18 protein-coding genes are annotated in these 25,756 nt (G+C 30.4%); 1 reads left to right on the forward strand and 17 read right to left on the reverse strand.

What is annotated here, in order from left to right:
• Nucleotides 1–252: 252 nt before the first annotated feature.
• The 16 genes from cydC to glgB form a co-directional block, all read right to left on the reverse strand.
• The gene (cydC, locus tag RWS90_RS04005) at nucleotides 253–1,986 is read right to left on the reverse strand and encodes a thiol reductant ABC exporter subunit CydC (protein ID WP_314548845.1); all 1,734 of its coding nucleotides are present in this window, start codon (nucleotides 1,984–1,986) and stop codon (nucleotides 253–255) included.
• Nucleotides 1,976–3,691: a thiol reductant ABC exporter subunit CydD gene (cydD, locus tag RWS90_RS04010; RefSeq protein ID WP_314548847.1), complete on the reverse strand. Its 1,716-nt coding sequence runs from the start codon at nucleotides 3,689–3,691 to the stop codon at nucleotides 1,976–1,978. Before cydD ends, cydC begins: the two co-directional genes overlap by 11 nt.
• A gap of 3 nt (nucleotides 3,692–3,694) precedes the next feature.
• Complete coding sequence (gene cydB, locus RWS90_RS04015; protein ID WP_314084586.1) at nucleotides 3,695–4,723, reverse strand: cytochrome d ubiquinol oxidase subunit II; 1,029 nt, start codon at nucleotides 4,721–4,723, stop codon at nucleotides 3,695–3,697.
• A 1-nt stretch (nucleotide 4,724) separates the two neighbouring features.
• Nucleotides 4,725–6,107: a cytochrome ubiquinol oxidase subunit I gene (locus RWS90_RS04020; protein WP_314548849.1), complete on the reverse strand. Its 1,383-nt coding sequence runs from the start codon at nucleotides 6,105–6,107 to the stop codon at nucleotides 4,725–4,727.
• A 213-nt stretch (nucleotides 6,108–6,320) separates the two neighbouring features.
• The gene (locus tag RWS90_RS04025; RefSeq protein ID WP_314548850.1) at nucleotides 6,321–6,674 is read right to left on the reverse strand and encodes a DUF1634 domain-containing protein; all 354 of its coding nucleotides are present in this window, start codon (nucleotides 6,672–6,674) and stop codon (nucleotides 6,321–6,323) included.
• Between the two features lies 1 nt (nucleotide 6,675).
• Nucleotides 6,676–7,521 (reverse strand): sulfite exporter TauE/SafE family protein, encoded by an 846-nt coding sequence (locus RWS90_RS04030; protein ID WP_314548853.1) that lies wholly within the window; start codon nucleotides 7,519–7,521, stop codon nucleotides 6,676–6,678.
• A gap of 11 nt (nucleotides 7,522–7,532) precedes the next feature.
• A complete protein-coding gene (locus RWS90_RS04035) occupies nucleotides 7,533–8,162 on the reverse strand; it encodes a thiamine diphosphokinase (protein WP_314548855.1) in 630 nt (209 codons plus the stop codon).
• On the reverse strand, nucleotides 8,162–8,806 hold the full coding sequence (gene rpe, locus RWS90_RS04040) for a ribulose-phosphate 3-epimerase (RefSeq protein ID WP_314548857.1): 645 nt from the start codon (nucleotides 8,804–8,806) through the stop codon (nucleotides 8,162–8,164). The genes RWS90_RS04035 and rpe overlap by 1 nt, the downstream gene beginning before the upstream one ends.
• Nucleotide 8,807: 1 nt before the next feature.
• On the reverse strand, nucleotides 8,808–9,689 hold the full coding sequence (gene rsgA / locus RWS90_RS04045) for a ribosome small subunit-dependent GTPase A (protein WP_314548859.1): 882 nt from the start codon (nucleotides 9,687–9,689) through the stop codon (nucleotides 8,808–8,810).
• A 33-nt stretch (nucleotides 9,690–9,722) separates the two neighbouring features.
• Entirely contained in the window at nucleotides 9,723–11,423 is a 1,701-nt protein-coding gene (gene recN / locus RWS90_RS04050; RefSeq protein WP_314548862.1) for a DNA repair protein RecN, read from the reverse strand.
• A gap of 11 nt (nucleotides 11,424–11,434) precedes the next feature.
• On the reverse strand, nucleotides 11,435–12,244 hold the full coding sequence (locus RWS90_RS04055) for a TlyA family RNA methyltransferase (RefSeq protein WP_314548864.1): 810 nt from the start codon (nucleotides 12,242–12,244) through the stop codon (nucleotides 11,435–11,437).
• Between the two features lie 223 nt (nucleotides 12,245–12,467).
• Nucleotides 12,468–14,861: a glycogen/starch/alpha-glucan phosphorylase gene (locus RWS90_RS04060; protein WP_314548866.1), complete on the reverse strand. Its 2,394-nt coding sequence runs from the start codon at nucleotides 14,859–14,861 to the stop codon at nucleotides 12,468–12,470.
• 23 nt (nucleotides 14,862–14,884) lie between these two features.
• Nucleotides 14,885–16,303: a glycogen synthase gene (locus tag RWS90_RS04065; RefSeq protein ID WP_314548868.1), complete on the reverse strand. Its 1,419-nt coding sequence runs from the start codon at nucleotides 16,301–16,303 to the stop codon at nucleotides 14,885–14,887.
• 143 nt (nucleotides 16,304–16,446) lie between these two features.
• Nucleotides 16,447–17,562, reverse strand: coding sequence for a glucose-1-phosphate adenylyltransferase subunit GlgD (glgD, locus tag RWS90_RS04070; protein WP_314548869.1), 1,116 nt, complete (start codon nucleotides 17,560–17,562; stop codon nucleotides 16,447–16,449).
• Nucleotide 17,563: 1 nt separating this feature from the next.
• Nucleotides 17,564–18,736, reverse strand: coding sequence for a glucose-1-phosphate adenylyltransferase (locus tag RWS90_RS04075; protein WP_314548871.1), 1,173 nt, complete (start codon nucleotides 18,734–18,736; stop codon nucleotides 17,564–17,566).
• A 27-nt stretch (nucleotides 18,737–18,763) separates the two neighbouring features.
• Entirely contained in the window at nucleotides 18,764–20,617 is a 1,854-nt protein-coding gene (gene glgB, locus RWS90_RS04080) for a 1,4-alpha-glucan branching protein GlgB (protein ID WP_314548872.1), read from the reverse strand.
• Between the two features lie 332 nt (nucleotides 20,618–20,949).
• On the opposite strand from glgB, the gene RWS90_RS04085 reads away from it, so the two are divergent.
• Complete coding sequence (locus RWS90_RS04085) at nucleotides 20,950–22,800, forward strand: glycoside hydrolase family 13 protein (protein ID WP_314548873.1); 1,851 nt, start codon at nucleotides 20,950–20,952, stop codon at nucleotides 22,798–22,800.
• Nucleotides 22,801–22,872: 72 nt separating this feature from the next.
• On the opposite strand, the gene ppc is transcribed toward RWS90_RS04085, so the two are convergent.
• The gene (gene ppc, locus RWS90_RS04090) at nucleotides 22,873–25,563 is read right to left on the reverse strand and encodes a phosphoenolpyruvate carboxylase (RefSeq protein WP_314548876.1); all 2,691 of its coding nucleotides are present in this window, start codon (nucleotides 25,561–25,563) and stop codon (nucleotides 22,873–22,875) included.
• Between the last annotated feature and the right edge of the window lie 193 nt (nucleotides 25,564–25,756).

Here is a 25,756-nt window from a genome sequence, read left to right on the forward strand (position 1 = left end):
GTCCTACTTTTTCAAGTATCTCTACCAAAAATGACATTTTAGGTATTCTATTTTTCCCTGTCGGTGTTACTCCTCTCAATAGTGCAATTACTTCCATATTCTAAACCTCCAAATACTTTATACTTTTATACAAGTTGTATTATAGCATTTTCCAATCAAAATTTATAGGTCTAACTCGTTTCTCTTTACCTGTGTTAGTCGTTTTTCTTGTTCCTGTAACTGCTCTATATTTGTAAAGTTTTGCAAATACTATTACGCTATATTGTCCATATCATACAGTTTCTTATACTTATCATTTGTTGCGTAAAGTTCACTATGAGTCCCATCCATCTCTATTTCTCCATCTTTAATGAATATTATTCTATCCATATATTCGATAGAGTTTAAATGATGGGTAATCCATACAATTGTTTTATCTTTACTAGATTCAAAAATTGTAGTTAACAGTTCATGTTCTGTCTTCGGATCTAATCCTACTGTCGGTTCATCTAGTAGTAACAATTCATTATTTTGAATAATACTTCTAGCGAATGCTATACGTTGACGCTCTCCACCTGAAAATCTACTACCAGTTTCGAAGACATTCGTATCTATTCCCTCTGGTAAACTTTGAAGTAATTTGGTTAATTGTGCTTTTTCTAAACTATCATTAATTTTATCTTCAATTTCAACTTCCTCTAATTTTGTATCTAGCAGAGAAAGTTTAAGATTTTCTCTAATCGTCATATCAAATAGGTAAGGTTTTTGGTTTAAAAGCGAAATTTCTGTACCTAACATTGTTTCTATTGGTTTTTTATCAAGAACAACTATCTCACCTTGATAATCTGTATAAGTACCTGTTAATAATTTCACCAATGTAGATTTTCCTACACCACTTCTTCCTAATATTGCTACTTTCTCACCTTTTTTAATAGAAAGTGATAAGTTATTTAAAATAGTTTTACCTTTCTCATATTCAAAAGATAAGTTTTTAATATCAATAATATTTCCTTCAGAATTTATTGAATCAACAACTTCAACTTTTTCGTCATCTTCTTGAGCATAAAATTCTTTTACTCTATTTATAGAAACCTCATACCCTGGTATATGAGCTACAGCCTCACTTGTCATCACAGCTACACTAAGAACCGATAATACCATCATACAAAATGATGCGATATAGACATTTTCAACTACATTGTTTACAGTCATATTCCAACAACTATAAATCATTAAGAATGCTACGGCACCCGCAAGTAGGTTTACAAAGTTTTCTCTTAAGTGAACGAATGTTTTAATCTTTCTTTCACGACGTAAAAGTTTTTCTTCTTTAGCTTGGTAATCATCCATAAATTCATTTACTTTATTAGAAGAAATCCAGTCACTTAGTCCAAAAATTGCACTTGTAAAATCACGGTATAAATTGTACTTAGCTTCTTTCATAATTTGAAAGTTCTTTCTAGTAATAGTAAGTGAAGCAAATGGAACTACAAAGATTATAAAAATTCCAAATAGAGATGCTAAGATTGCATAATTCGCATCATAGCCAAACATTACCGTAATGAAAAGTACATATAATACTAATGAAATAATACTTGGGAATATTGTTTTTAGATAGATATTTTGCATATTTTCAATATCTTCAGAAATAATACCTAGTAAATCACCAGATTTATATTCTTTCTTCAATTTTAATGCTTTAGGTTCTAATATTTTATATACCCTACTACGCATTTTTTCGATTATACCTAAAACTAAGTTATGACTCACTAATCTTTGAATATAAGCAAATGTAGATTGTGACAGTGAAAATGTTCTTGTCAGTACTGTAGGTACTTGTAGCATTAGGATATTTCCTATTTGTAATGATGCTTTACTGATTAAGTAACCTGATACGTACATTAATGCCGCTCCACTAATAACAGACATTAACCCTAAAAAGACTACTCCACTCATTACGCCTTTATTCTTTTTAATTTCTTTTCTTATAATTGAATTATTTTTCACTATAGCTACCTCCTACTAGATTAGCTTTCAATTCTTCAAATCGTGGTGAACTTTTAAATTCAACTACTTTTTCAAAATCACTAACCTTTCCTTGTTCTAAATTTAACACATAATCTACATTATTCAACCAGTGTAGTCTGTGTGTAGCTATAATTACGGTTCTACCTTTAAATAATTCTAATAGTTTTTCTTTTATTTCAAACTCTGTTTCTATATCCAGATGACTTGTAGGTTCATCTAAAATAATTACTTCTCTGTTACTAATTAAAGCTCTGGCAATAGCAATACGTTGCGCTTGACCTCCACTTAACTCTTGACCACCTTCGCCAATATTAGTATCGTATCCTTGTGGCAATGTAGAAATAAATTTATCTAAACCTACTAACTCGCTAATTTCTCTTAACTGATCTTCGCTTATATTTTTATTAGTATAGAATAATATATTATTACGAATTGTATCTGGGAAAATATAAGGGAATTGCGAGATATAAGAAATATTGTTTGACCAATGTACATTTTTTAAATTTGTAACTTCATTATTTATTAATATCTCACCTTCACTCTGTTCATTAAACCCAGATAATACTGAGATTAATGAAGTTTTCCCACTTCCACTTTGGCCTACAAGGCAAATCTTTTCACCTTTGTTTATTGATAAAGTTATATTATCGAGAATTTTCTTCTCATCTTTTATTAAACTTACATTTTGTAGTTTAATATTTTCCACACTTTCAATAGAAGATTTCTCTGATTTATTATTTTCATTGTCGATTATCATTCTGTTAATATCTTCATATGCCATTTGTCCATCAAGCGTTGCGTGATAATCTGTTGCAGCTTGTTTCATAGGAAGGAAAAATTCAGGTGCTATTAATAATACTGTTAGTGATGGTAATAAAACAGTACTTCCATCTAATAAAAGTATCCCTAATCTTACTGCTAATAGTGCTATTGCTATTGTTGTTAAAAAATCTAAAGCAAAGCTATTTAAAAAAGCAACACTAAGTGTTTTCATCGTACTCTGACGATATTCTCTATTTTTCTTTTCCATTATAGGTAAGTAATTTTTACTTACTCCTAAAAATTTAAGCGTCTCTACTCCTCGAATTGTATCGATAAAGTTATTAGATAATGCTCTATATTTTTTATACTGTCTATTCGCCATATCTCTAGCATTAATTCCTAGTAGAATCATAAAAATTACGATAACTGGTATTACAGATATTATCATTAACGCAGAAACGTAATCTGTATAAAATATAAATATAACTACTAAGGTTGGTATTATAGCTCCACGTATTTGTTTTGATACATTTAGTTCAAAATACTGTTTAACTTTACCTATTCCATCAATCGCTAATGTTACTAGTTTCCCTGATCCTTCTCTTGAGGTGAAATTAGGACCTAAATCAAAGTAACTCTGAAGTAATTTTCTTCTAAGCTCTCTTTCGAACTTAATTGCATGATTTTCAGTAAAATACTGTTGTAAATGTAAGAACACTATCCTAAAAATAAAACCTATTAAAAAAAGAACACTATCTCTTACAACATTATCAAAATTTTTATCAAAAAGCCCCACTATAGCTTTTGCTAAAAAAGCAGCCTGTATAATTATACAAGCTGCTTCGAATATTGATAATATTAATAGTGTCAATGTAAGACTTTTTTTAACAGGAAGTTTTAATTTTGCTTCCTTTTTTTTCATTGACTAATACTCCAATTTATCTTCTTTAGTTAGTCGTTTTCTAAAAATAGAATATGACCAAACTTGGTATCCTAAAACGAATGGCAATAGGAATAATGCAACTATTGTCATAAGTCTTAGAGTGTATACTCCACTCGCAGCATCATAAATAAATAGTGATTGACTAACATCATTACTGTTTATTATAGCACGTGGGAACATACCTGCGAAGACACTTAGAGTTAGGAACGCTAAAGTTCCTGATGTACTTAAGAATGCACCTAAGTCACGCCCTTTAAAGTTTAAAACAAATGATAATACGAAGAATACTACCGCAATTACTGCTAGTACTAAACCAACATAATAGTTTGTTGTAAAGATATCTGTTTTAAATAATGCCCATATTGCAAATACTAATGTTACTACCGCAGCGAATGGGAATAATAATGCAGATGTTGCACGAGCTGCATTTCTTAGTTCTCCTGTAGTTTTTAGAGCTAAGAATTGTGCTCCGTGAACTAGCATAAGAAGTAACATCATTACTCCTCCAAGGATAGTGAATGGAGATAATAATCCTAAGAAACCATCAACTAAGTTTTTCTTAGAATCAAGGTTTGCTCCTGTCATAAAGTTGGCTACTGCAACTCCCCACAATACTGGAGGAAGTAAGCTACCAACAAACATTGCTATATCGAATGATTTAATCCAAGTTCTATTATCACCTAATTTACCTCTAAATTCAAATGATACGCCTCGTAAGATTAACGCTACTAACATTAATACGAATGCAATATAGTAACCACTAAATAATTTACCGTACCAGATAGGAAAAGCTGCGAACATCGCTCCACCACCTGTTAATAGCCAAACTTCGTTTGCATCCCAGAAAGGACCGATTGTATTAAAGTAAACACGTTTATCTTCATCAGTCTTACCTAGTACTTGAGCTAGTACACCAACTCCGAAGTCATATCCTTCTAATACGAAGAATCCTGTAAATAGTATTGTAATAAGTAAGAACCAAATATTTGGTAATGCTACTGACCAATCCATACTATGCTACCTCCTTCACAGTTGTTTCTTTTTTATTCATTGTGTATCTAAATGCGATAAATTGTGCAATCCCTAAGATTGTATATAATACACAGAATACTAATAATGAGAATAATACTGATGCTCCAGAGTTTGGTGAAACTCCTGATTCAGTAGCCATTACTCCAAAGATTAAGAACGGTTGACGTCCCATCTCTGCCATTATCCAACCACAAGCAGTAGCAACTTCAGCCACTAATAGTGTCCATGGCATAAGCTGTAAGAACCAGCGTTTCTTAGTTTCAGTTCTCTTGAATGAGTAAATTGTTCCAAGTAATGACATTAATATTAAGATACCTACAGCACCAGACATAACTCTGAATGAGTAATAGATTGTTGGTACATGCGGTGTGTAATCGATGTGTTTTCCAACTACTGGATAATATTTTTCGTCCATTTCTTTTTGAAGAGATTTCATACCTTTAAGGCTTCCTTCAAATTTATCATATGCTAAGAAACTTAACATACCAGGAACTTCAAGATAATGTTCTGCTTTTTGTTGTTTCTGATCGATTGATGCTAGAACTGAGAATGGTGCTGAATTTCCTGTATCTTCATATAGAGCTTCAGCAGCAGCAACTTTCATAGGATATTCTCTTACTAAATATTGCATTTGAGAGTGTCCTGTTACAAATAATCCAGTAGAACCGATTAAAGCAGCAATAATTGAAACTCTAAAAGCTTTTCTAAAGATCTCAACTTCTTGTTTACGAAGTATTTTCCAAGATGCAATACCCGCAATTGTAAATGCCCCTACAGTAATTGCCATTGTTACTACGTGAGGGAATTGATTCCATAAGTATGGGTTTTTAACGATTGCAAAGAAGTCAATCATTTCTGCTTTTTTACCAATTACGCTGTTCTCAACATATTTAACACCAACTGGGTGTTGCATGAATGAGTTAGCTGATAAAATCCAGAATGCTGACATAATTGTTCCGATACCTACTAACCAAATACACATTGCGTGTAATTTTTTATTAATTTTCTCCCAAGAGAAAATCCAAATGCCGATAAATGTAGACTCAAGATAGAATGCAAGCAAGGCTTCTATCGCAAGTGATGGTCCGAAAACATCCCCTACAAATGAAGAATATTCAGACCAGTTCATACCAAATTGGAACTCTTGAAGAATACCTGTAACAACCCCAACAGCAAAGTTAATTAGGAATAAGTGCCCAAAGAACTTCGTAATTCTTTTATAATGTTCATCACCAGTTTTAACATAAATACTTTCAAAAATTGCGATTAAGAACACCATACCTATAGTAATAGGTACAAAGAAGAAGTGGAACACTGTTGTTGCTGCGAATTGTATCCTTGCAAGTAATAGTGGATCCAACATAGATATACCTCCTTATATGTGTTAAATTATATTTAATTGTAAATATTACATTATTATTGTATAACATAGTTTTTATTATAGCAAAAGAAAAATGCTAAAAAATAGGTGATTTCCTACATTTTACCATTTTTCGTTCACATTTTGTACACATTTATAAAATAAAATCTATACTATATGTTTATTATACCTTTATAAAATTTATTTTTTTATATTTTAGCCGTGGGTTACTCCCAAAAATAGACTAATAGTAAGAATAATTAGCACTAATATACAAATTCTAATAAATCTATAATCTTTTTCTAATGTATAAACATATAGCAATCCAAATATTCTCAAAACTGGGGTTAAAATCAATAGAAATATACCGCTCATTAAGTACGAATAGTAGTTCAAACTTAATAACCCGTTAATCATTTCTGAAAAAGTATATCTTTCAATTGCTATGCTTTCATTAACTCCTGTAACAAATCCAAGTACAATTCCTGTTACAATAAAAAATGAGCTGACGAATACTCCGGCTTTTAATATGTTAGAAATAACTACATTTATATCTCTTTTTTCATTCATATTAAAGCACCCCCAGTCCTTTAAGGAACATATTAACAATTGTAAATAACAGAATTGGAAGAAAAATTAAGCGTATGTATTTAGCATCTAATCTTTGCATTACTTTCGCACCTGTTCTAGAACCTATTAATGTTCCTAATGCTATTGGAGCTGCAATAGCCGGATTAATAGTTCCATTAAAGAAATATATTAATGCACTAGCTGTCGCTGTAACTCCCATCATGAAATTACTTGTTGCTGTGCTTACTTTAATCGGTAATTTCATATAACTGTCTAATGCTATTACTTTAAAAGCTCCACTTCCAATTCCTAATAGTCCACTGGCAAATCCTGCCCCAAACATTACTAACGAACCTTGTGGAACATTTGCAACATTATATTCGATAGTTTTGCCTGTTGCTTTGTCATAATATGATGAATTAAGTTTATATTTTTCAGCATATTTATCATTTTCTACTTTTTCTTCTACTCTTTTTTTAGTAATTATACCTGCTTTTTTAAGCATTCCATAAAAAGAATTCAAGAGTATCAATGAGAAGAATATATATAATAATTTAGATGAAAATACACCTGCCATAAGAGCACCAACTACTCCTCCTGCAGTAGTAAATACTTCCAAAAGCATTCCGACTCTCATATTGCTTACATGATCTTTTACGAATGCTATCGCAGAACCACTACTTGTAGCTATAACAGCAACAATGCTTGCTCCAATAGCATATTTAATATCAAATCCAAATAAAATTGTTAATGCGGGAGTGATAATGATTCCACCACCTAGGCCTACTAATGAACCTAAAAATCCCGCAAAAACAGCTATAAGCATAAATTGTAATATTTCTACCATACATTCACCTTCTAATCTTTAGAATATATAACTAGTACATTTGCACTCACTTGCAATTCAATTGCTTTCTCACTTGAAAATTCATTACTTGTTGCATTCGGACGATTTAAAGTAAGAACTAAATTTTCTACTTCATATTTTGAATTTTTTATCGTCATCACCGTATTTTCATATATAGGAACTATTGAGAAATATTTATATCCTTCTATTCTTTCAAAAGTATTTAATCCTTTTTTAGCTGTTGTGATTATATTATTATCATCGATAATTCTAATTTTAGTATTATACTTTAAATTATTTAATAATAAAACATTCCCAAAAAAGTGATCTAATCTTCGTCCCGTTGCTCCATATATATCTATGACTTCAACTTCATTAAATAATTCTAATAAATTTTCTAGTGCAAATTCTGCATCTGTTAAATCTTCACTATTTTTCACTTTAAAGTACTTAGATTTTTCTTCAACTTCTTTCCTTTCTTCCAAAGTTATCGAATCAAAATCTCCGCAACTTAATATTGGATTAACTCCATTATTAAGTAAGTACAGCGCTCCTTTATCTACTCCACACCATAAGTTAGGCGATGGTATCTCTTTTGGAAACACTCCTCCTAACATTATGTTTATCTTTTTTATATTCATTATTTTAACAACTCACCTAAAGTTTTTTCTTTGTCACTTGCTCCAAATAAAAATGAACCGCATACTAATAAGTCCGCTCCTTTATCTCGACAAGCTTTTGAAGTTTCTATATTAATTCCGCCATCTACTTCTATTAAGAAGTTATAACCTTTATCTTCACGAATTTTTGCTAATTCTTCGATTTTCTCTAACATTTCTGAAATGAATTTTTGACCCCCAAATCCAGGGTTAACTGTCATAATCAGAACATAATCTAATTTTGGCAATAAATATTTTATACTTTCAATTGGTGTTTGAGGATTCAATACAATTCCAGCTTTTTTTCCATTATCTTTAATTATTTGAACTAATCTGTCTGCATGATTTGTAGCTTCAATATGGAACGAAACCATATCACAGCCTACTTTACAAAATTGTTCAACATAATTTTCTGGATTATCTATCATTAAATGACAATCAAATATCTTATCTGTTCTTGAACGTATTGATTGGATTATAGGAAATCCAAATGAAATATTAGGAACAAAATTCCCATCCATCACATCTATGTGAAACATATCTATTCCTATGCTCTCTAATTCTTTAATATCTCTTTCTAAGTTAGCAAAATCTGCCGATAAAATCGAAGGTAATATTTTCTTCATCTTATCTCTCCTTTATATATTTTCTTTTTTGATTTTGTTTTTCTATAAATAATACCTTATAATCTTCATAACGACTTGCAAGTATTTCTTTACTTTCTACCGCTTCTTTAACACCACATTGAATTTCTTCCATATGATTACATGGTTTGAATTTGCAATCATAATCATGGAACTCCCTAAATAAGTATTGTAAATCTTCTTTTTCAATAAATGTAATATCTAGAGATGAAAATCCCGGTGTATCTGCTATATAAAAATCATCTATTTGATAAAATTCCGTATGCCTTGTTGTATGTCGTCCACGCCCTAAATGTTTCGAAATTTCTCCTGTTTCGATGTCTAAATGCTCTGCTAATTTATTAATGAACGTAGATTTACCTGCTCCAGATTGTCCTGATATTGCTACATATTTATTAGAAATAACCTCTTTAAGTTTATCGATATCTTCCTCTGAATTAGTGAATACCTGATAACCAATTTCATAATAGTAGTTCATTATTTTTTTCATTTTTTCTAACTCATCATTTTTTAATAAATCTAACTTAGTAAAAATGATAATGATATCTACATTACTATTTTCATTTAAACAAATCGTTTTATTTAATAGCTTACTAGAAAATTCTGGGTCTTTTACTGATACTACAATAATACTGTAATCTATATTGGCAACTTTTGGTCGTAATAACTCATTCTTTCTTTCTAGTATCTCTATCACATATCCCGTGTTATTATCACTTAGTTGTATCTTTACATCATCACCTACTAAAGGTGTAATATTCTCATTTCTAAAGTTACCTCGTGCTCGACAGGTAATCTCTTCTCCATCACAGTTTACATAATAAAATCCACTAAGTGCTTTTAATATTTTTCCTTCTTTAGTCATGTTCCTCCTATACCCTTTTGGTATTTACTATAGCTATTTATTTATTTTTTCTCTTATATCTGCTTTAGTTTTTTCTGCTAGTTTTAACATTTCTATAGAGTGTTCTTCAGAGAGTTTTGTCATAGTGTCACCTGATACCATTCTTGCCACTTCTGCAATTTTCTCTTCTTCAGTTAACTCTCTAATCACAGTCAACGTTCTCTTATCACTTATTTCTTTACTTATCAACAAGTTTGTATCTGCTAATGCAGTAGTTTGTGGTAAGTGCGAAATACAAAGTACTTGTGAACCTACACCAAGTTGGTACATTTTTTCTGCCATTCTTTGTGATACTCTTCCACTTACTCCAGTGTCAATTTCATCAAAAATTATCGAAGTAGCTTCTATACTTCTTGAGAAAATAATTTTTAGAGCTAACATTACCCTTGAAAGTTCCCCTCCTGAAGCAACTTTAGATAATGATTTTAAAGGTTCTCCTAGGTTTGCACTAATTAATATCTTAACATCATCTTTTCCTGTAGTTGAAAATTCTTTTTCTTTGAAATCAACTTTAATAGTGCTTTTTTCCATATATAAGAATTTCAACTCATCTTGTATTAGTTGTTCTAATTTAAGTGCTGTTTCTTTTCTTTTCGAACTCAAATTTTCGGCTAAAACCACTAACTCTTTCTCTATTTTCTTACTTTCTTCTAGATAATTCCCAAAATTTTCTTCATAGTTCTCTAACTCATCTAATTCTTCTTTAATAGTCTCTGTAAATGCTATAAGATCATTAAGTGGTTTTGAATATTTTTTCTCTAATGTTTTTATTTTATCTAAACGATAAATATAGCGATCAAGTTTTTCTTCATCATATTCAATTACATCAGTATAACTAGATACTTCATATTTCAAATCGTCCAGAATATAGTATAAATTAGTAATTTCTTCATACTTTTCTTCGAAATTAGAATTGTACCTACTTAGTTCTCCTAAATTAGATCTAATCTCAGCTAATTTTGAAAGTACTCCGTATTCTCCATCAATTCCTTCTGTTATGCTATGAGCGAGGTTATTTACTTTTTCAAAATTCTCTAAGTAATCAATATCTTTTTCAAGATCTAAATCTTCATCTTTTTTTAACTTCATCTGACTTAGTTCTTTATATTGAAATTTTAAAAAGTCTACCTTTTGAAGAACGTCACTTTCTTGTTGTTTTAAGTTATCAATTTTTTCTCTAATTACTTGGTATTCTTTATACTTTTCTTTGTATTTTAAATATAGCGGCTGAATTTGTTCTTTGTTGAATGAATCTACAAGATTAAGATGATTTTTTTCTACTAATAGAACCTGATTATCATGTTGTTCATGAATATCTAATAAATGAGCTGCTACCTTTTTTAAAGTTGATAGATTTACTATAGTTCCGTTTATTCTACAAACACTCTTTCCACTACTATAAATGTCACGACGAACTACAATAACATCATCTTCACAATCTAAATCAAGTTCATTAAAAATCATCTTAACATCCTTACTCTTTGGAAAATCAAATACTCCTTCTACACTTGCCTTTTCTTCTCCATATCGAATATACGATGTTGACGTTCTTTGACCTGACAATTGTGAAATTGCCGCTAGAATCATCGATTTTCCTGCTCCAGTTTCTCCACTTAAGACAGTTAAACCATTTTTTAGTTCTATGGTAGCTTTTTCTATTATTCCAAATTGCTTAATATTTAACTGAATTAACATTGAGTCCTCCTCTATTTAAAGTGATTATGAGCATTATTGACGATATGCTCAATGTTTATGTTTTTATTTTCTATTTCTTTAGTTTCATTGTATTTTAAAGTCATTAGGAATTCAATATTTCCTTCTCCACCTGTTATCGGTGAATATGAAAGGTTCGTCATACTAAAACCAACACTATTCGCTAAAAGTAACACTTTTTCTACAACTTCCAATTGAACTTTTTTATCTCGAACAATTCCACCTTTTCCTACCTTATCTTTTCCCGCTTCAAACTGTGGTTTTACAAGCGCACAAACCTCTCCGCCATCTTTTATAATCCCAGCAAGATTTGGCAGTATTAATGATAATGAAATAAATGAAACATCGATAGATGCTATATCTATATCATATACATCAAAATCCTCTTTTACAGAATGTCTAAAATTCGTCTGTTCCATAACCTTAACTCGTTCATCATTACGCAGTTTCCAAACGAGTTGATTCGTACCAACGTCTAAAGCATAGACAAACTTTGCGCCGTTTTGTAAAGCACAATCAGTGAATCCTCCAGTTGAAGAACCTATGTCAATCATAACTTTATCCTTCACATCAAAATTCAGTTCATTTATTGCTTTTTCTAGTTTTAGTCCTCCACGACTTACATAAGGCATCTGTTTACCTTTAATTCTAAGCTCAGCCGTTGCCTCAACTTTTTCTCCTGCTTTATCTATTCTTATATTATCATTATAAACAATACCAGCCATTATTGCTCGTTTTGCTTTCTCTCGTGATTCAAATAGTCCTTGACTCACACAAAGGACATCCGCTCTTTCTTTCGCCATAATTACCTCTTTATAATTTACTAAGTGTGCATTTTCAAAATAAATATTAATTTTAGAATTGGCACAGTCTTCCTTATTAATTTTACCATATTAATAACTTTTTAGCTATGAGAATGAAGCGTTTATATATACTTTATGTCTAAAATCATCTATTAATTTTATTGAAATAAAAAAAGGAAACTTAGAGAGAAAAAATTCTCTAAGTTACTCTTTTTTTACTCTACTATTTTACTTTTTTTATATTCCAGATATCTTTAGCATATTCCGCTACTGATCTATCTGCTGAGAAGATACCCGCATTAGCAGTATTTACTAAGCTCATACGCCCCCATTTTTCTTTATCTTGATATGTTTGGGCTACTTTTTCTTGTGCTGCAACATAGCTTTCAAAATCAGCAAGACACATATAATTATCTTGTGTTAATAGGTAATCTACGATAAAGCTAAAGTTCATACCACCAACAGTCATAGTTCTAATAAAATCTAAAGTTTCTTTAATCTTAGTTGAATTATTATAGTATTCCCATGGTTTATAACCTTGTGCATTTAAAGCATCAACTTCTGGTGTTTCTAATCCAAAGATAAAGATATTATCATCTCCTACAGCTTCATAAATTTCAACATTGGCACCATCTAAAGTCCCTAAAGTTAGTGCTCCATTAAGCATTAGTTTCATATTACCTGTTCCACTTGCTTCTTTACCTGCTTGTGAAATTTGTTCACTGATATCCGCTGCAGGAAGAATTTTTTCTGCTAGAGTTACTTTATAATCTGGTAAGAATACAACTTTAATATAATCACGAACTAATTCATCACATTCTATCATTTGCGAGATTGAGTGGATAAATTTGATTATATTTTTCGCCATTTGATATCCTGATGATGCTTTCGCTGCAAAAATAAACGTTCTTGGTGTCGGGCGTAATCCATTATATTTTATTTCTCTATATAAATATACAATATGCAATGCATTAAGTAATTGACGTTTATACTCATGAAGTCTCTTAACTTGAACATCAAAAATAGAATCAGGATTAACAGTTATACCTGTAGTATTTTGAATGTATTTAGCAAGCTGTTCTTTCTTAACCTTCTTAATTTCTTGAAGTTTCGCCACAACTTTCTTGTCATCTTTATATTCATTCAGTTTACTAATCTTAGATAAATCTTTTACAAAGTCATCTCCGATCAATTCTGTAAGATATTCTGCTAACTCAGGGTTTGCTTGACCTAACCATCTGCGGTGAGCAATACCATTAGTTACATTACCAAATTTAGTTGGATATAATTCATTAAATGCTCTAAATGTAGAATCTACAAGAATATCACTGTGTAGTTTTGATACACCATTAACATTATGGCTTCCTACGATAGATAAGTTTGCCATTCTAATTTGATTGTCATAAATTACTGCAGTTTCTACTAAAGTATAATCTTTACCTTGATCAATTACCCATTGACAGAAACGTTTGTTAATCTCTTCAATAATTGAGTAAATACGCGGTAATAATGGTTTAAATAAATCTACAGACCATTTTTCTAATGCTTCTGCCATAATTGTGTGGTTAGTATAAGCAAATGTTTTAGTTGTAATATCCCAAGCCTTATCCCAAGAGTATCCATATTCATCAAGTAATAATCTCATTAACTCAGGTACTCCCATAGCAGGGTGAGTATCATTGATGTGTAAAGCAACATGTTCACTTAAGTTTTCTAATGTACCAAATTCATTATAGTGATTTTTCACTAATTGTTGTAATGACGCACTTATGAAGAAATATTGTTGTTTAATACGTAATTCTTTACCTTCATTTGTACTATCTGCTGGATATAATAATTTAGAAATTGAAGAGGCAATTGCTTCTGCTTCAGAAGATTTAGAGTATTCTCCACGTTCAAACAATTTCATATTAAATCCAGTTTTCGCTTTTGCTTCCCATAAACGCAATGTATTTACAGTTTTTGTTTTATATCCAGAAATTAATAAATCATAAGGTTCTGCTTGGATTGAAGTATAATCTTTATGTTCAACTACAAATCCATTTTCCGTTAATTTTTCTTCTACTCGGCCATAAAATCTTACTTCTACTTCCTCATCATTTCTATAAACTAATCCATATTTACCTAGATCTAACCAGTAATCTGGAAATTCTTGTTGCCACCCATTATTAATTACTTGTTTAAAGATACCATATTCATATAAAATTGAAAATCCTGTAACTGGGTAATCGCAACTTGTTAAAGCATCTAGATAACATGAAGCAAGACGTCCTAAACCACCATTACCTAAACCTGGATCTGGCTCAATATCATAAATTTCATCTAAGTCGAAATTATTGTCTGCTAAATATTTATTTACATCTTTTTCTACACCTAGATTAAACAAGTTATTTCTTAATGTTCTACCTACAAGGAACTCCATCGACATATAGTAAGCACGTTTTTGTTTTGTTTTTTTCAATTCTTGTTCATAAGCAAATTTTTTCTCAGATAGTTTTTCTCTTACCGTACTCATAAGAGCTTCATAAACTTGACGTTTACTTGCTGAAGCAATAGTTATACCAAATTGTCTTTTTAAGTACTTCTCAACTTTTTGTTCAAATTCTTTGTTTCTCATTAGTGTCTCCTAACTCCTGTTGTTTACATAATTTCATTATACATATCAATGTATTGTAATGCTGATTTTTTCCAACTTACATCTTGTTTTATTGCGTTAGTCATAATTTTATTCCAAATATGACGTTCTTGGTAGTAACAATAAGTTGCTCTATAAATAGCATCTAACATATCATATGCATCAAAACTCTCAAAAGTAAATCCAGTCCCAAACTTACCATCAAACGGGATTACTGTATCTTTTAATCCCCCTACTCTATGTACAATCGGAATCGTCGCATATCGCATTGAAATTAGCTGAGACAATCCACACGGTTCAGTTTTTGACGGCATTAAGAACATATCACAAGAGCTGTAAACTTTTGATGAAACTTCCGGTGAAAACATTATTAAACTTCGCACCTTGTCATGACGACGATATTCAAGAGAACGTAAAGCCTCTTCATAATGTCTATCTCCTGTACCAAGAATTATTAGCTGCGCCCCTGTTTTTAATATTTCATCAGCCACATGAAGTACTAAGTCTATACCTTTTTGATGAGTTAATCTTGTAACCATACCTATCATAGGAATATTCTCATTTACTTCTAATGCCATTTCTTCTTGGAATTTTAATTTATTCTGAACTTTATTGTTCAATGTTTTTACATCAAAATTCTTAAAAATTTGCTTATCAGTTTTCGAATTAAATTTATCAATATCTAAACCATTGATAATACCATGCAGTTTCCCTTGTTCTACTCTCAAAATATCATCTAGTCCATATGAAAAGTACGGATCTAATATTTCATGTGCGTATGTTTCACTTACAGTATTAATTCTATCAGCCAATTGAATAGCACCTTTTAATAGATTTAAATCACCTTTATAAATTAATGCATCAAAATACTTATTATCTAAACCAAATAAATATCCCATATCATATGGATTAAACTTACCTTGAAATTCAATATTATGAATCGAAATCACACTTTTAATATTTTGATAGAATTCTAAACCACGTGATTTTAAATCATCAAGATAAATTACAGATAATGCTGCATGCCAATCATTAGCATTAACTATATCAGGCTTATAATCTATATGAGGTAAAATCTCCAAAGCTGCTTTAGAAAAGAATGCAAATCTTTCCCCATCATCATCTTGTCCATACACACTACTTCTATTAAAGTATTGCTCATTATCTATAAAATAATACGTTACGCCATTCACTTGAGTTTCAAATATTCCACAGTAAACAGTTCTCCATCCTAAGTTTATAAAAATATGTTGTTTATATTTCAGATCATATTTTCCTCTATCTATTGTAGAATACAGCGGTAATACTACCCTTGCTTCTACATTTTCATCTTGAAGTGCCTTAGGCAATGATCCTATTACATCTCCTAGTCCTCCAACTTTTACAAATGGTGCCGCTTCTGCTGCCACGAATAATATCTTCATTATATTTCTCCTTATTCGTTATTAACTTTCATACTAAAAGGGTTAGTTTTAGATGTAGTCTATCTGTATATTATACTCTTTTTTCAGTTGAAAATCGAAAGTTTTACAAATTTTTTCCACATTTTATTCTAACCCATTAGTTTTTATTCTACTACTTTATTTTTTTCTACGATAACTTGACAGTTCTCAGTTCCTTTTAGTTCAACTCTTTCAGAAACTACTGCACTCTTATCTATAATTACATAATCTAGATATGCTGATTTTTTAATTACACTATTAGACATTATTATTGAATTTTTTATAACGGCTCCCTCTTCTACTACAACGTCCCTAAATAGTATACTATTTTCAACGATTCCGTTAATTTCACAGCCATCTCCTAAAATAGAATTCTTAACAATTGCTCCATCACCATATATTGTTGGCACACTATCCGCTACCCTTGTTAGAATATCAGTCCCCGATAAAAATAATTCATTCAATTTATCAGGATTTAGCAAATCTCTATTAAAATTATAATATTCTTGAACACTGTTAATTGTTCTAATATAGTTTTTAACTTCATATCCATACACATTTAATCTGTGGAAGTTTTTAGCGATAAAGTCTAATAATAGATCTTGCCATCCTAATGTCATACCTTTTTTTACAACTTCTTTAAACATATCTTTAGACATGATATAAATCTTTACTTGTGTTGGGCATACTTCATGATACCCATCATAGTGATATAAGCTGTCATAGACTCTGTTTTTGTCGTCAAATATTATTTGTGATTCACGTTGCTGTGGTTGTCGATAAGTATAAGCTAAAGTAATATCTGCATTAGTTGATTTGTGATACCTAAGCATATCCTTAAAGTCAATATTTCCTACAATATTTCCATCAGCTAAAATACAGTAATCTTCTAATAAAGTATCCGCGTATTTTGCAGCATCTCCCAATGCTTCTATTTTATTTTGAGCAAGTCGATTTGCCTGATGATTAGACATAGGAGTGATGAATTTTAATCCACTATTTTTTCTATTTAAATCCCAGTCTTTCCCCCAGCTTAAGTGATCCATTAATGACTTGTAGTGATGGTTTGTTACCACTGCAATATTAGATACCTCTGCTTTCACTAGTGATGATAGCATAAAGTCAATCATTCTATATCTTGAGGCAATAGCTAAAGATGCTAATGTTCTATTTCTTACTAATCCTTGCAGATCATCATTACGATAATTATCTGCGAATAATATACAAAATGCATTTACCATATTATTTTCCCTCTACTTTCCTATTCTCATTCACAACTTCATCTCTTCCAATTACAGTTATTTGTTCTTTTCCTAGAACTATTTCTCTATTACCAACTTCTACATTTTCTTTAATAACTGCTCCTTCAGCGATAATTGTGTTGAAAACTTTAGCACCTTTTTCTATCAGAACGTCTTTCATTATTATACTTCCTACAACTTCTGCGCCTTCTTCAATTCGTACTCCAGATGAAATAATAGATTCTGAAATCGTGCCATAAACCGCTGTTCCATCTGAAATCATAGAATTTTTAATATTGGCACTATACCCTAGGTATTGTGGCATTGCCCCTTCATGTCTATAATAGATTCTCCATAATCTATCATCAATATTAAAGTTTTCTTTATTTTTAATTAGGTCCATATTAGCTTCCCATAAACTTTCGATTGTTCCCACATCTTTCCAATAACCGTAAAATGGATAAGCATAAATATTTTTACCTTCATTCAACATCATTGGAATGATATTCTTACCAAAATCTTTTTCGCTGTCTGGGTTTTCTTCATCACGAATCAAATATTCTCTAAGTTGTTGCCAACTAAAGATATAAATTCCCATAGATGCTTTTGTTGAAATCGGATGTTCTGGTTTTTCTAAAAATTCTGTTACTCTTAGGTCTAAGTTTGTATTAAGTATACCAAAACGATTTGCTTCTTCTATAGGTACATTGATGTGCGCAATCGTTAAATCAGCACCTTTTTCTTTATGGAAATCCAACATTTGCTTATAATTCATTTTGTAAATGTGATCTCCAGATAAAATAAGTACGTATTCCGGATTATATTGCTCTATATACTTTATATTTTGATATATAGCATTTGCAGTACCCTTATACCATTCACCTGTTTTTCCCGCAGTATATGGTGGCAAGATAGATAACCCGCCATCCATTCTATCTAAATCCCATGGTTGACCATTCCCCATATAAGAGTTAAGTTCAAGTGGCATAAACTGCGTTAATACCCCAACTGTTGAAATACCTGAATTTGCGCAATTTGATAACGGAAAATCGATAATTCTATATTTCCCCCCAAAAGGTACTGCCGGTTTAGCCATATCTTTCGTTAAAACTTGAAGCCTTGTCCCTTGTCCTCCTGCTAGTAGCATCGCTACTACTTCTTTTTTTCGTGCCATTAAATTGACCCCCTTCTCCTAAACTTATTATTTCTTTTCTATATACATTGTTGTATAAGGTGGAACATTTACACTTAAAGTATATTTAAATTCGTTTCTTTCTTTGTTAATTGTTTTTAAATTTCTATTTGGGATAGCTATTCCATCATATTTTTTAGCATCTGAGTTTAATACTATTTTGTAACTTCCCCAAGTATCTACACCAATTTCATAGTTTTTCAAAACTTGATTTGAAAAATTACTAATTACTAGCACTTCTTTTCCTGTTCTATCTTTACGTGAAAAAGCGAATACATTATTAATATAATCATCAACTACATGCCACTTAAATCCGTCCCAATCACAATCATTTTCCCATAATGCCGGTGTAACTTTGTAGAATTTATTTAATTCTTTAACATATCTATTTACGAAGGAATGTTTTGGATACTCCATCAATAACCAGTCCAATTCTCTTTCTTCATCCCATTCAATAAACTGCGCAATATCAACTCCCATAAAAGTTAATTTTTTCCCAGGGTGTGCGTACATATATCCTAAAAATGCTTTGAAGTTAGCAAATTTATCTTCATAAGGTACAGGACTTTTATCTAAAAGTGATTTTTTCCCATGAACTACTTCATCATGTGAAATCGGTAGAATGAAGTTTTCTGAGAATGCATAACACATTGAAAAAGTAAATTTATTATGTACTCCTTTTCTAAAGAAAGGATCAGTTTCTAAATAATCAAGACTGTCATTCATCCATCCCATATTCCACTTAAAATCAAAGCCTAAACCACCGTGTTCAACTGCTGCTGTAACTTTTGGATAACTCGTAGATTCTTCAGCAATCATACTAACACCAGGATAATTTTCTTTTATATACAAGTTAAGTTTCTTTATAAAATCAATTGCTTCTAAATTTTCAAACCCTCCATAGATATTTCTAGCTGATTTGTTTTCATCTCTACAATAATTTAGGAATATCATTGAACTAACAGCATCTACTCTAATTCCATCAATATGATAGTCCTCTATCCAAGAAACTGCGCTTGAAGTTAGAAATGACTTAATTTCGTTTCTACCGTAATCAAAAACTCTAGTTCCCCAACCTTCGTGTTCCATTTTTCTAGTATCCGAATATTCATAACAAGGTGTTCCATCAAATTCATATAATCCATGAGCATCCTTTGTAAAATGCCCAGGAACCCAATCTAAGATTACTCCTATATTGTTTTGATGACAACGATCAACAAAATACATGAAATCTTCTGGTGTCCCATATCTAGATGTAGGCGAGAAGTAACCCGTTGCTTGATACCCCCATGATTTATCATAAGGATATTCCGTTACTGGTAGCAATTCTATATGAGTATAGTTCATCTCTTTTGCATAATCTACCAATGTGTGCGCTAAATCTCTATAACTCATTTCTTTACCATCTTCGTGACGTTTCCACGATCCTAAATGCACTTCATAAACATTCATCGGGCGATGATAAGGTACCTCTCTATTTTCCATCCATTTACTATCATTCCATTTGTAATCTGGCATAGAATAAACTTTTGAAGCCGTCAAAGGTCTAGTCTCTGCATGCTTGGCATACGGATCAGCCTTCCATAATTCAACACCACTTCTAGTAACTATGACATATTTATAGGCATCAAATTGGTTAACACCTGATATCGTAATTTCAAAAATTCCTCCATCACTTATCAGTTTCATTTCATGAGTATGTGGATACCAAGAACAAAATTCACCTGTAACAAAAACTTTTTTCGCATTTGGAGCCCACACTCTAAAAGTACAAGTGTCTCCTTCTAAAAATGATCCTAAAAATTTATGACTATGGTAATTTGTCCCTTCGTGGAATAAATATTCCGCCATATTATTATTCACTTAATAACCCCCTCCACTTTAAAAGTAACCGTTTTCTTTTACTCTTAAAAAATTTATTATAAAAAATATCGCGTATAAAATAGTTAAAATTATATTCGCTTATTAATTTAATATTTATACCTATATTATAACACGAAAGGTATTAAATGTAAATGTTTTCTGTAAGTTTTTTCAGGTATAAATTATACCCTTTACATTGCTTTTATATTAATTATTTTTTGTTTTTTTATAATAATAATATTTACTTTTGAAAACTTTTATATTAAAATAAAAATGATAGATTTTACAAAGCAGTTTAATAACAAAAAATTAACATTTCGGAGAAGAAAAATATGATTAAATTTAATCCAATAAAAAATAAATTTCCAAAAGGCGCTATTAATAACGAAGAAACCTTCCAATTTGAAGTTTTAATTAAAGATGATTTTTACTTTAATGATTTCAAAATTGTAATTAAAAATGAATTTACTGGTGAAATTATAACTAAAAGTTTAGCTTTCAAAGAAAAAACTAACGAAAATTACTTGATGTACGCAGTAAACTTTGAACCCTTCAACATAGGTTTGTACTTTTACCATTTCGAAGTTCATTTTGATAATTTCTATGTTTACCTGAAAAATGATAGACTTAACGCTAAATTAGTAAACAATATTAATGATCTTCCAGATTGGCAACTTACAGTTTATGATTCGAACTTTACTACCCCATCCTGGTACAAAGGCTCTATTATGTATCAGATCTTTCCAGATAGATTTAAACGTAGCGAAAAATATACTGCAAAAGTGGCTAAAAATGAAAATGTAAGAATTAGACATGAAAACTGGGACAGCGTGCCACATTCTTCAATCACTCATGAAAATTACGGAGCTAAAGATTTCCTAATGGGAAATCTATTAGGAATAGAAGAAGAAAAGGACTATTTCAAAAAATTAAATATAGAAAGTATCTACCTAAATCCTATTGTAGAAAGCCCAGAAAATCATCGTTATTCTACTTCAGATTATTTCAACGTAGATCCTTACTTTGGAACTAATGAACAATTTGAAAGTTTCTGTAAAGACTTTAAAAATGATAATATCAGAATAATTTTAGATGGTGTATTTAGTCATACTGGATCAGATAGTATTTATTTCAATAGATATAACAATTATGATAGTATCGGTGCTTTTAATTCGCAAAGTTCACCTTATTATCCTTGGTTTGACTTTATAAATTTCCCAAATGAATATCATTCTTGGTGGGGGTTCGATAACTTACCTACTGTAATAAAAGAAAATAAAGAATACAGTGATTTTATCAATAATAAAGATACTGGAGTAGTTAATTTTTGGCAAAAATTAGGTATCGCTGGCTGGCGTCTAGATGTTGCCGATGAATTTCCAGATGAATTTTTAGATAGAATTCGAGAAAGTGCTAAATATTATGATAAAGATGCACTAATTATCGGTGAAGTTTGGGAAGATGCTACAAATAAGATATCATACAATACACGTAGACGTTATTTCCTAGGAGATCAACTTGATAGTGTAATGAATTATCCTTGGAAAAATGCAATTATAGATTTTGTAAAGAATAAAAATGCAGAAGATTTCACTTTAGAAATATTAAAACTTGTAGAAAATTATCCTCGTCCTGCTCTCGATGCTGTTATGAATTTACTAGGAAGTCATGATACAGAACGTATTCTAACTATGTTAGCATTCGATAATCCTGAAAATGTACCTGTTCATGAAAGACCGACTTATAAAATGTCACCTGAACAATATAATAAAGCGAAAGAACTACTTAAGTATGCTAGTTTCATTCAATTCACTTTACCTGGTGTTCCATGTATCTACTATGGTGATGAAATAGGAATGTATGGTTTTAGAGACCCATATAATCGCCTAGGTTTTACACACGATAATAAAGATGAAGATTTATTAGAGCACTACGTTAATTTGTCTAAATTTAGAAATGAAAATAAAAAAGATTTTATAACAAATTTTGAGTTTATTTATACAAATGAAAAATGCATTGCATATAAACGTAATAATATTCTTTGTATTATAAATCTTGATTCTAAAGCTCATTTTATTGAGAAATATTGTGGTGATAAGTTATTCGGTAATACTGAAATATACTCTACACCTTTTGGTACAGTTGTACCTCCACACAGCTATATAGCTATTAAAATTAAATAATATTTAAAGGAGTGACTCAAAAATCGTGATTTCAGAGAAATCGATTTTTGAGTCACTCCCTTTTTATTTTTTTTATCCTGAGTTTCTAAGTCCGGTAGCAACTCCATTAATCGTAATATGAATTGTATTAATTTGTGATTCTGGTAATTTACCTTCTCTAGCTCGTTTGATTAATTCAACTTGCAATAAATTTAAAGTATTAAAATACTGCAATCTATTTTCTAAACTTCGAGTTAAGTACGTATTATCTTCTAAGAATTCTTTGTGCTCCGAAATCTCTAATACTACTTGTTTTGTTAACTTCCACTCTCTTAATATTTCTTCATATACTTTTTTAGTTTCTTCATCGCGACATAGATTTGCATACTCTTTAGCTATATCCATATCAGATTTTGACATAACCATATCTACATTTGATAATAATGATGTGAAAAATGGCCAGTTTTTATACATATTACGAAGTATTTCTATATTATCTTTATTTTTACTAATGTAATTAGAAAATGCTGTACCTACTCCATACCAACCAGGTAACATAATTCTACTTTGAGACCATGAAAATACCCATGGAATAGCTCTTAGCCCACCAATATCAGTAATTTTCTTACGCGAAGCTGGACGAGATCCTATATTTAAACTAGAAATCTCTTTAATTGGTGTTGCTTCAAAGAAATAATTATAGAAGTTTTTATTTTCAAAAACTAATTCACGATACTTATTATAACTATCATTTACTATTTCATCCATAATTTTTTGAATTTCTGGAATATCTCTAATATCAGTATTAGTTTTATCCGCATTCATCCTTTGAATAACAGCAGAGAATAGTGCTTCTAAGTTATAATATGCAGCATCGCTATTCCCATATTTAGCTGCTATAATTTCACCTTGTTCTGTTAATCGAATTCTATCTTGAACACTTCCTAATGGTTGAGAAATAATCGCATCATAACTTGGTCCACCACCTCGACCTACTGTTCCTCCACGCCCATGGAAGAAAGTAACTTTAATATTATGTTTTTCTCCTAATGAAGAAAGCTCCTGTTGTGCTTTATACAATGACCAACCAGATGATAAATATCCACCATCTTTATTACTATCAGAATATCCTAACATAATTTCTTGATAATTATTATTATCACTTACCCATTTTTTTACTATATCCAGACTTAAATACTCATCCATTATTTCATATGAATTTTCCAAGTCTTCTATAGTTTCGAATAGTGGAACTAGTTGAAGTCTAGCAAAATCACTTCCTACTAAACCTACCTCTTTTAACATAATTGCAAGTTCTAATAAATCAGAGATGCTTGTAGTGTGTGAGATAATATTTTGTTTAATAATATTTTCTCCAAGTTTATCTTTTAATCTCCTTGCTGTTCTAAAAATAGATAGTTCCTTTTTCAGTTCCTCTGATTGTTTATTTTCATCATTAATACTCAATGGTCGTGGATCTTCTTTTAATTGTTTTAATAACAATTTACATTTTTCTTCTTCACTTAAAGCACTGTAATTTTTTTCAATATTGGCACTACTTAACAGTTCGGCAACCGATGCCTCATAAACACTTGAATCTTGACGCATATCTATACTTGCCAAGTAGAATCCAAATATTTTAACAACATTTAATAATTCTTCAAATTCTCCAGTAATTAGAATTTCACCTTTATTTTCTAACAATGATTTTTCAATAATTTCTAAATCATTAATAAATTCTGCAGATGTTAAATACTTCTCTCCAATTTCTTTGTCATTAAGTAAGTATTCTTTTGTATTGTCTAATTTTTCCTTTATATAGAAAATAGCCCTTCTATACGGCTCTTTTTCTCTATAAACCGACAAATCATTTGAACGGTTGGCCAACTCTTCTAATTCTTTACTTTCTTCTACATACTGTGTAGACATTGAAAAAGTTCTATATAAACTTTCTAACTTTTCTAAGTAATATGTTGTTATAAGTTCACACTGTTTCATCGCAGATAAATTTAATGTTTCTGCAGTTACAAATGGATTACCATCACGGTCTCCACCAATCCACATCCCCATAGTTATAGGAGTCTCATTTTTTAATTCAATGTTATTTTCTTCTAATAGCAATTTGTACTCAGTCATTAATTTACCTATTGCTTTAATAAAAGATAGATTATAATACTCTAGCACATTAGTAATTTCATTTGCTACTTTTAATTTTTTCTCACGAATTATATCACTTTGAATTAGAATTTCAATATGCTTTTGAATATCATTTTTCCATTTTCTTCCATTGATAAGTCCATTTTTCACATCACGATGTTTTCTTAATAATGTATGTAATTTTTCTGTTAAATCAAGAATCGTCTTACGTTGTACTTGTGTCGGATGTGCTGTTAATACTGGAACTACATTAATGTTATCTAAAATATTTTTATCTTTAATATTTTTGATTGATTCAGATAACTTACCGATATATTCTTCATTCGAATTATTTTTATAGTTGACCTCGTACGCTAAATCAACATCCTCTGCAATATTGATTAATAACGGTAAAACTGAGAAAAAGTTAGCTACTATTTCCATCTCTTCTTGCGTTAAATCTTTAATTATAAGATTTAATTTATCATAATTTTTTTCGTCAGCTAATGTTTTTAATTCTACAATTTTTTCAAATGTTTCTTCAGAAATTAACTTTTGAGTTGCTTTTAACAACATCTCTGTAAGTATTTGAATCTCCTCTTGTATTATATTTTCATTTACATTGCTTTCTAATCTAGTTTTTTGCATCTAGTTACTCCTTGATAAGATTTTTACTAATAAAGTTTATTTTATCAGTTTTAACTACATATTCCATTATAAAACTTTTTTCAAAATAACACAACGAATTTTACTATTTTTTTTCATATTATTAACTTTTTTACTTACTTTTTTTGAAAATTAAATATAATTGTTCTTATTTTACATCATTCGATCATTCGTT

Origin of the sequence: uncultured Gemella sp., from assembly GCF_963529685.1 — a bacterium.
Lineage (GTDB): Bacteria > Bacillota > Bacilli > Staphylococcales > Gemellaceae > Gemella.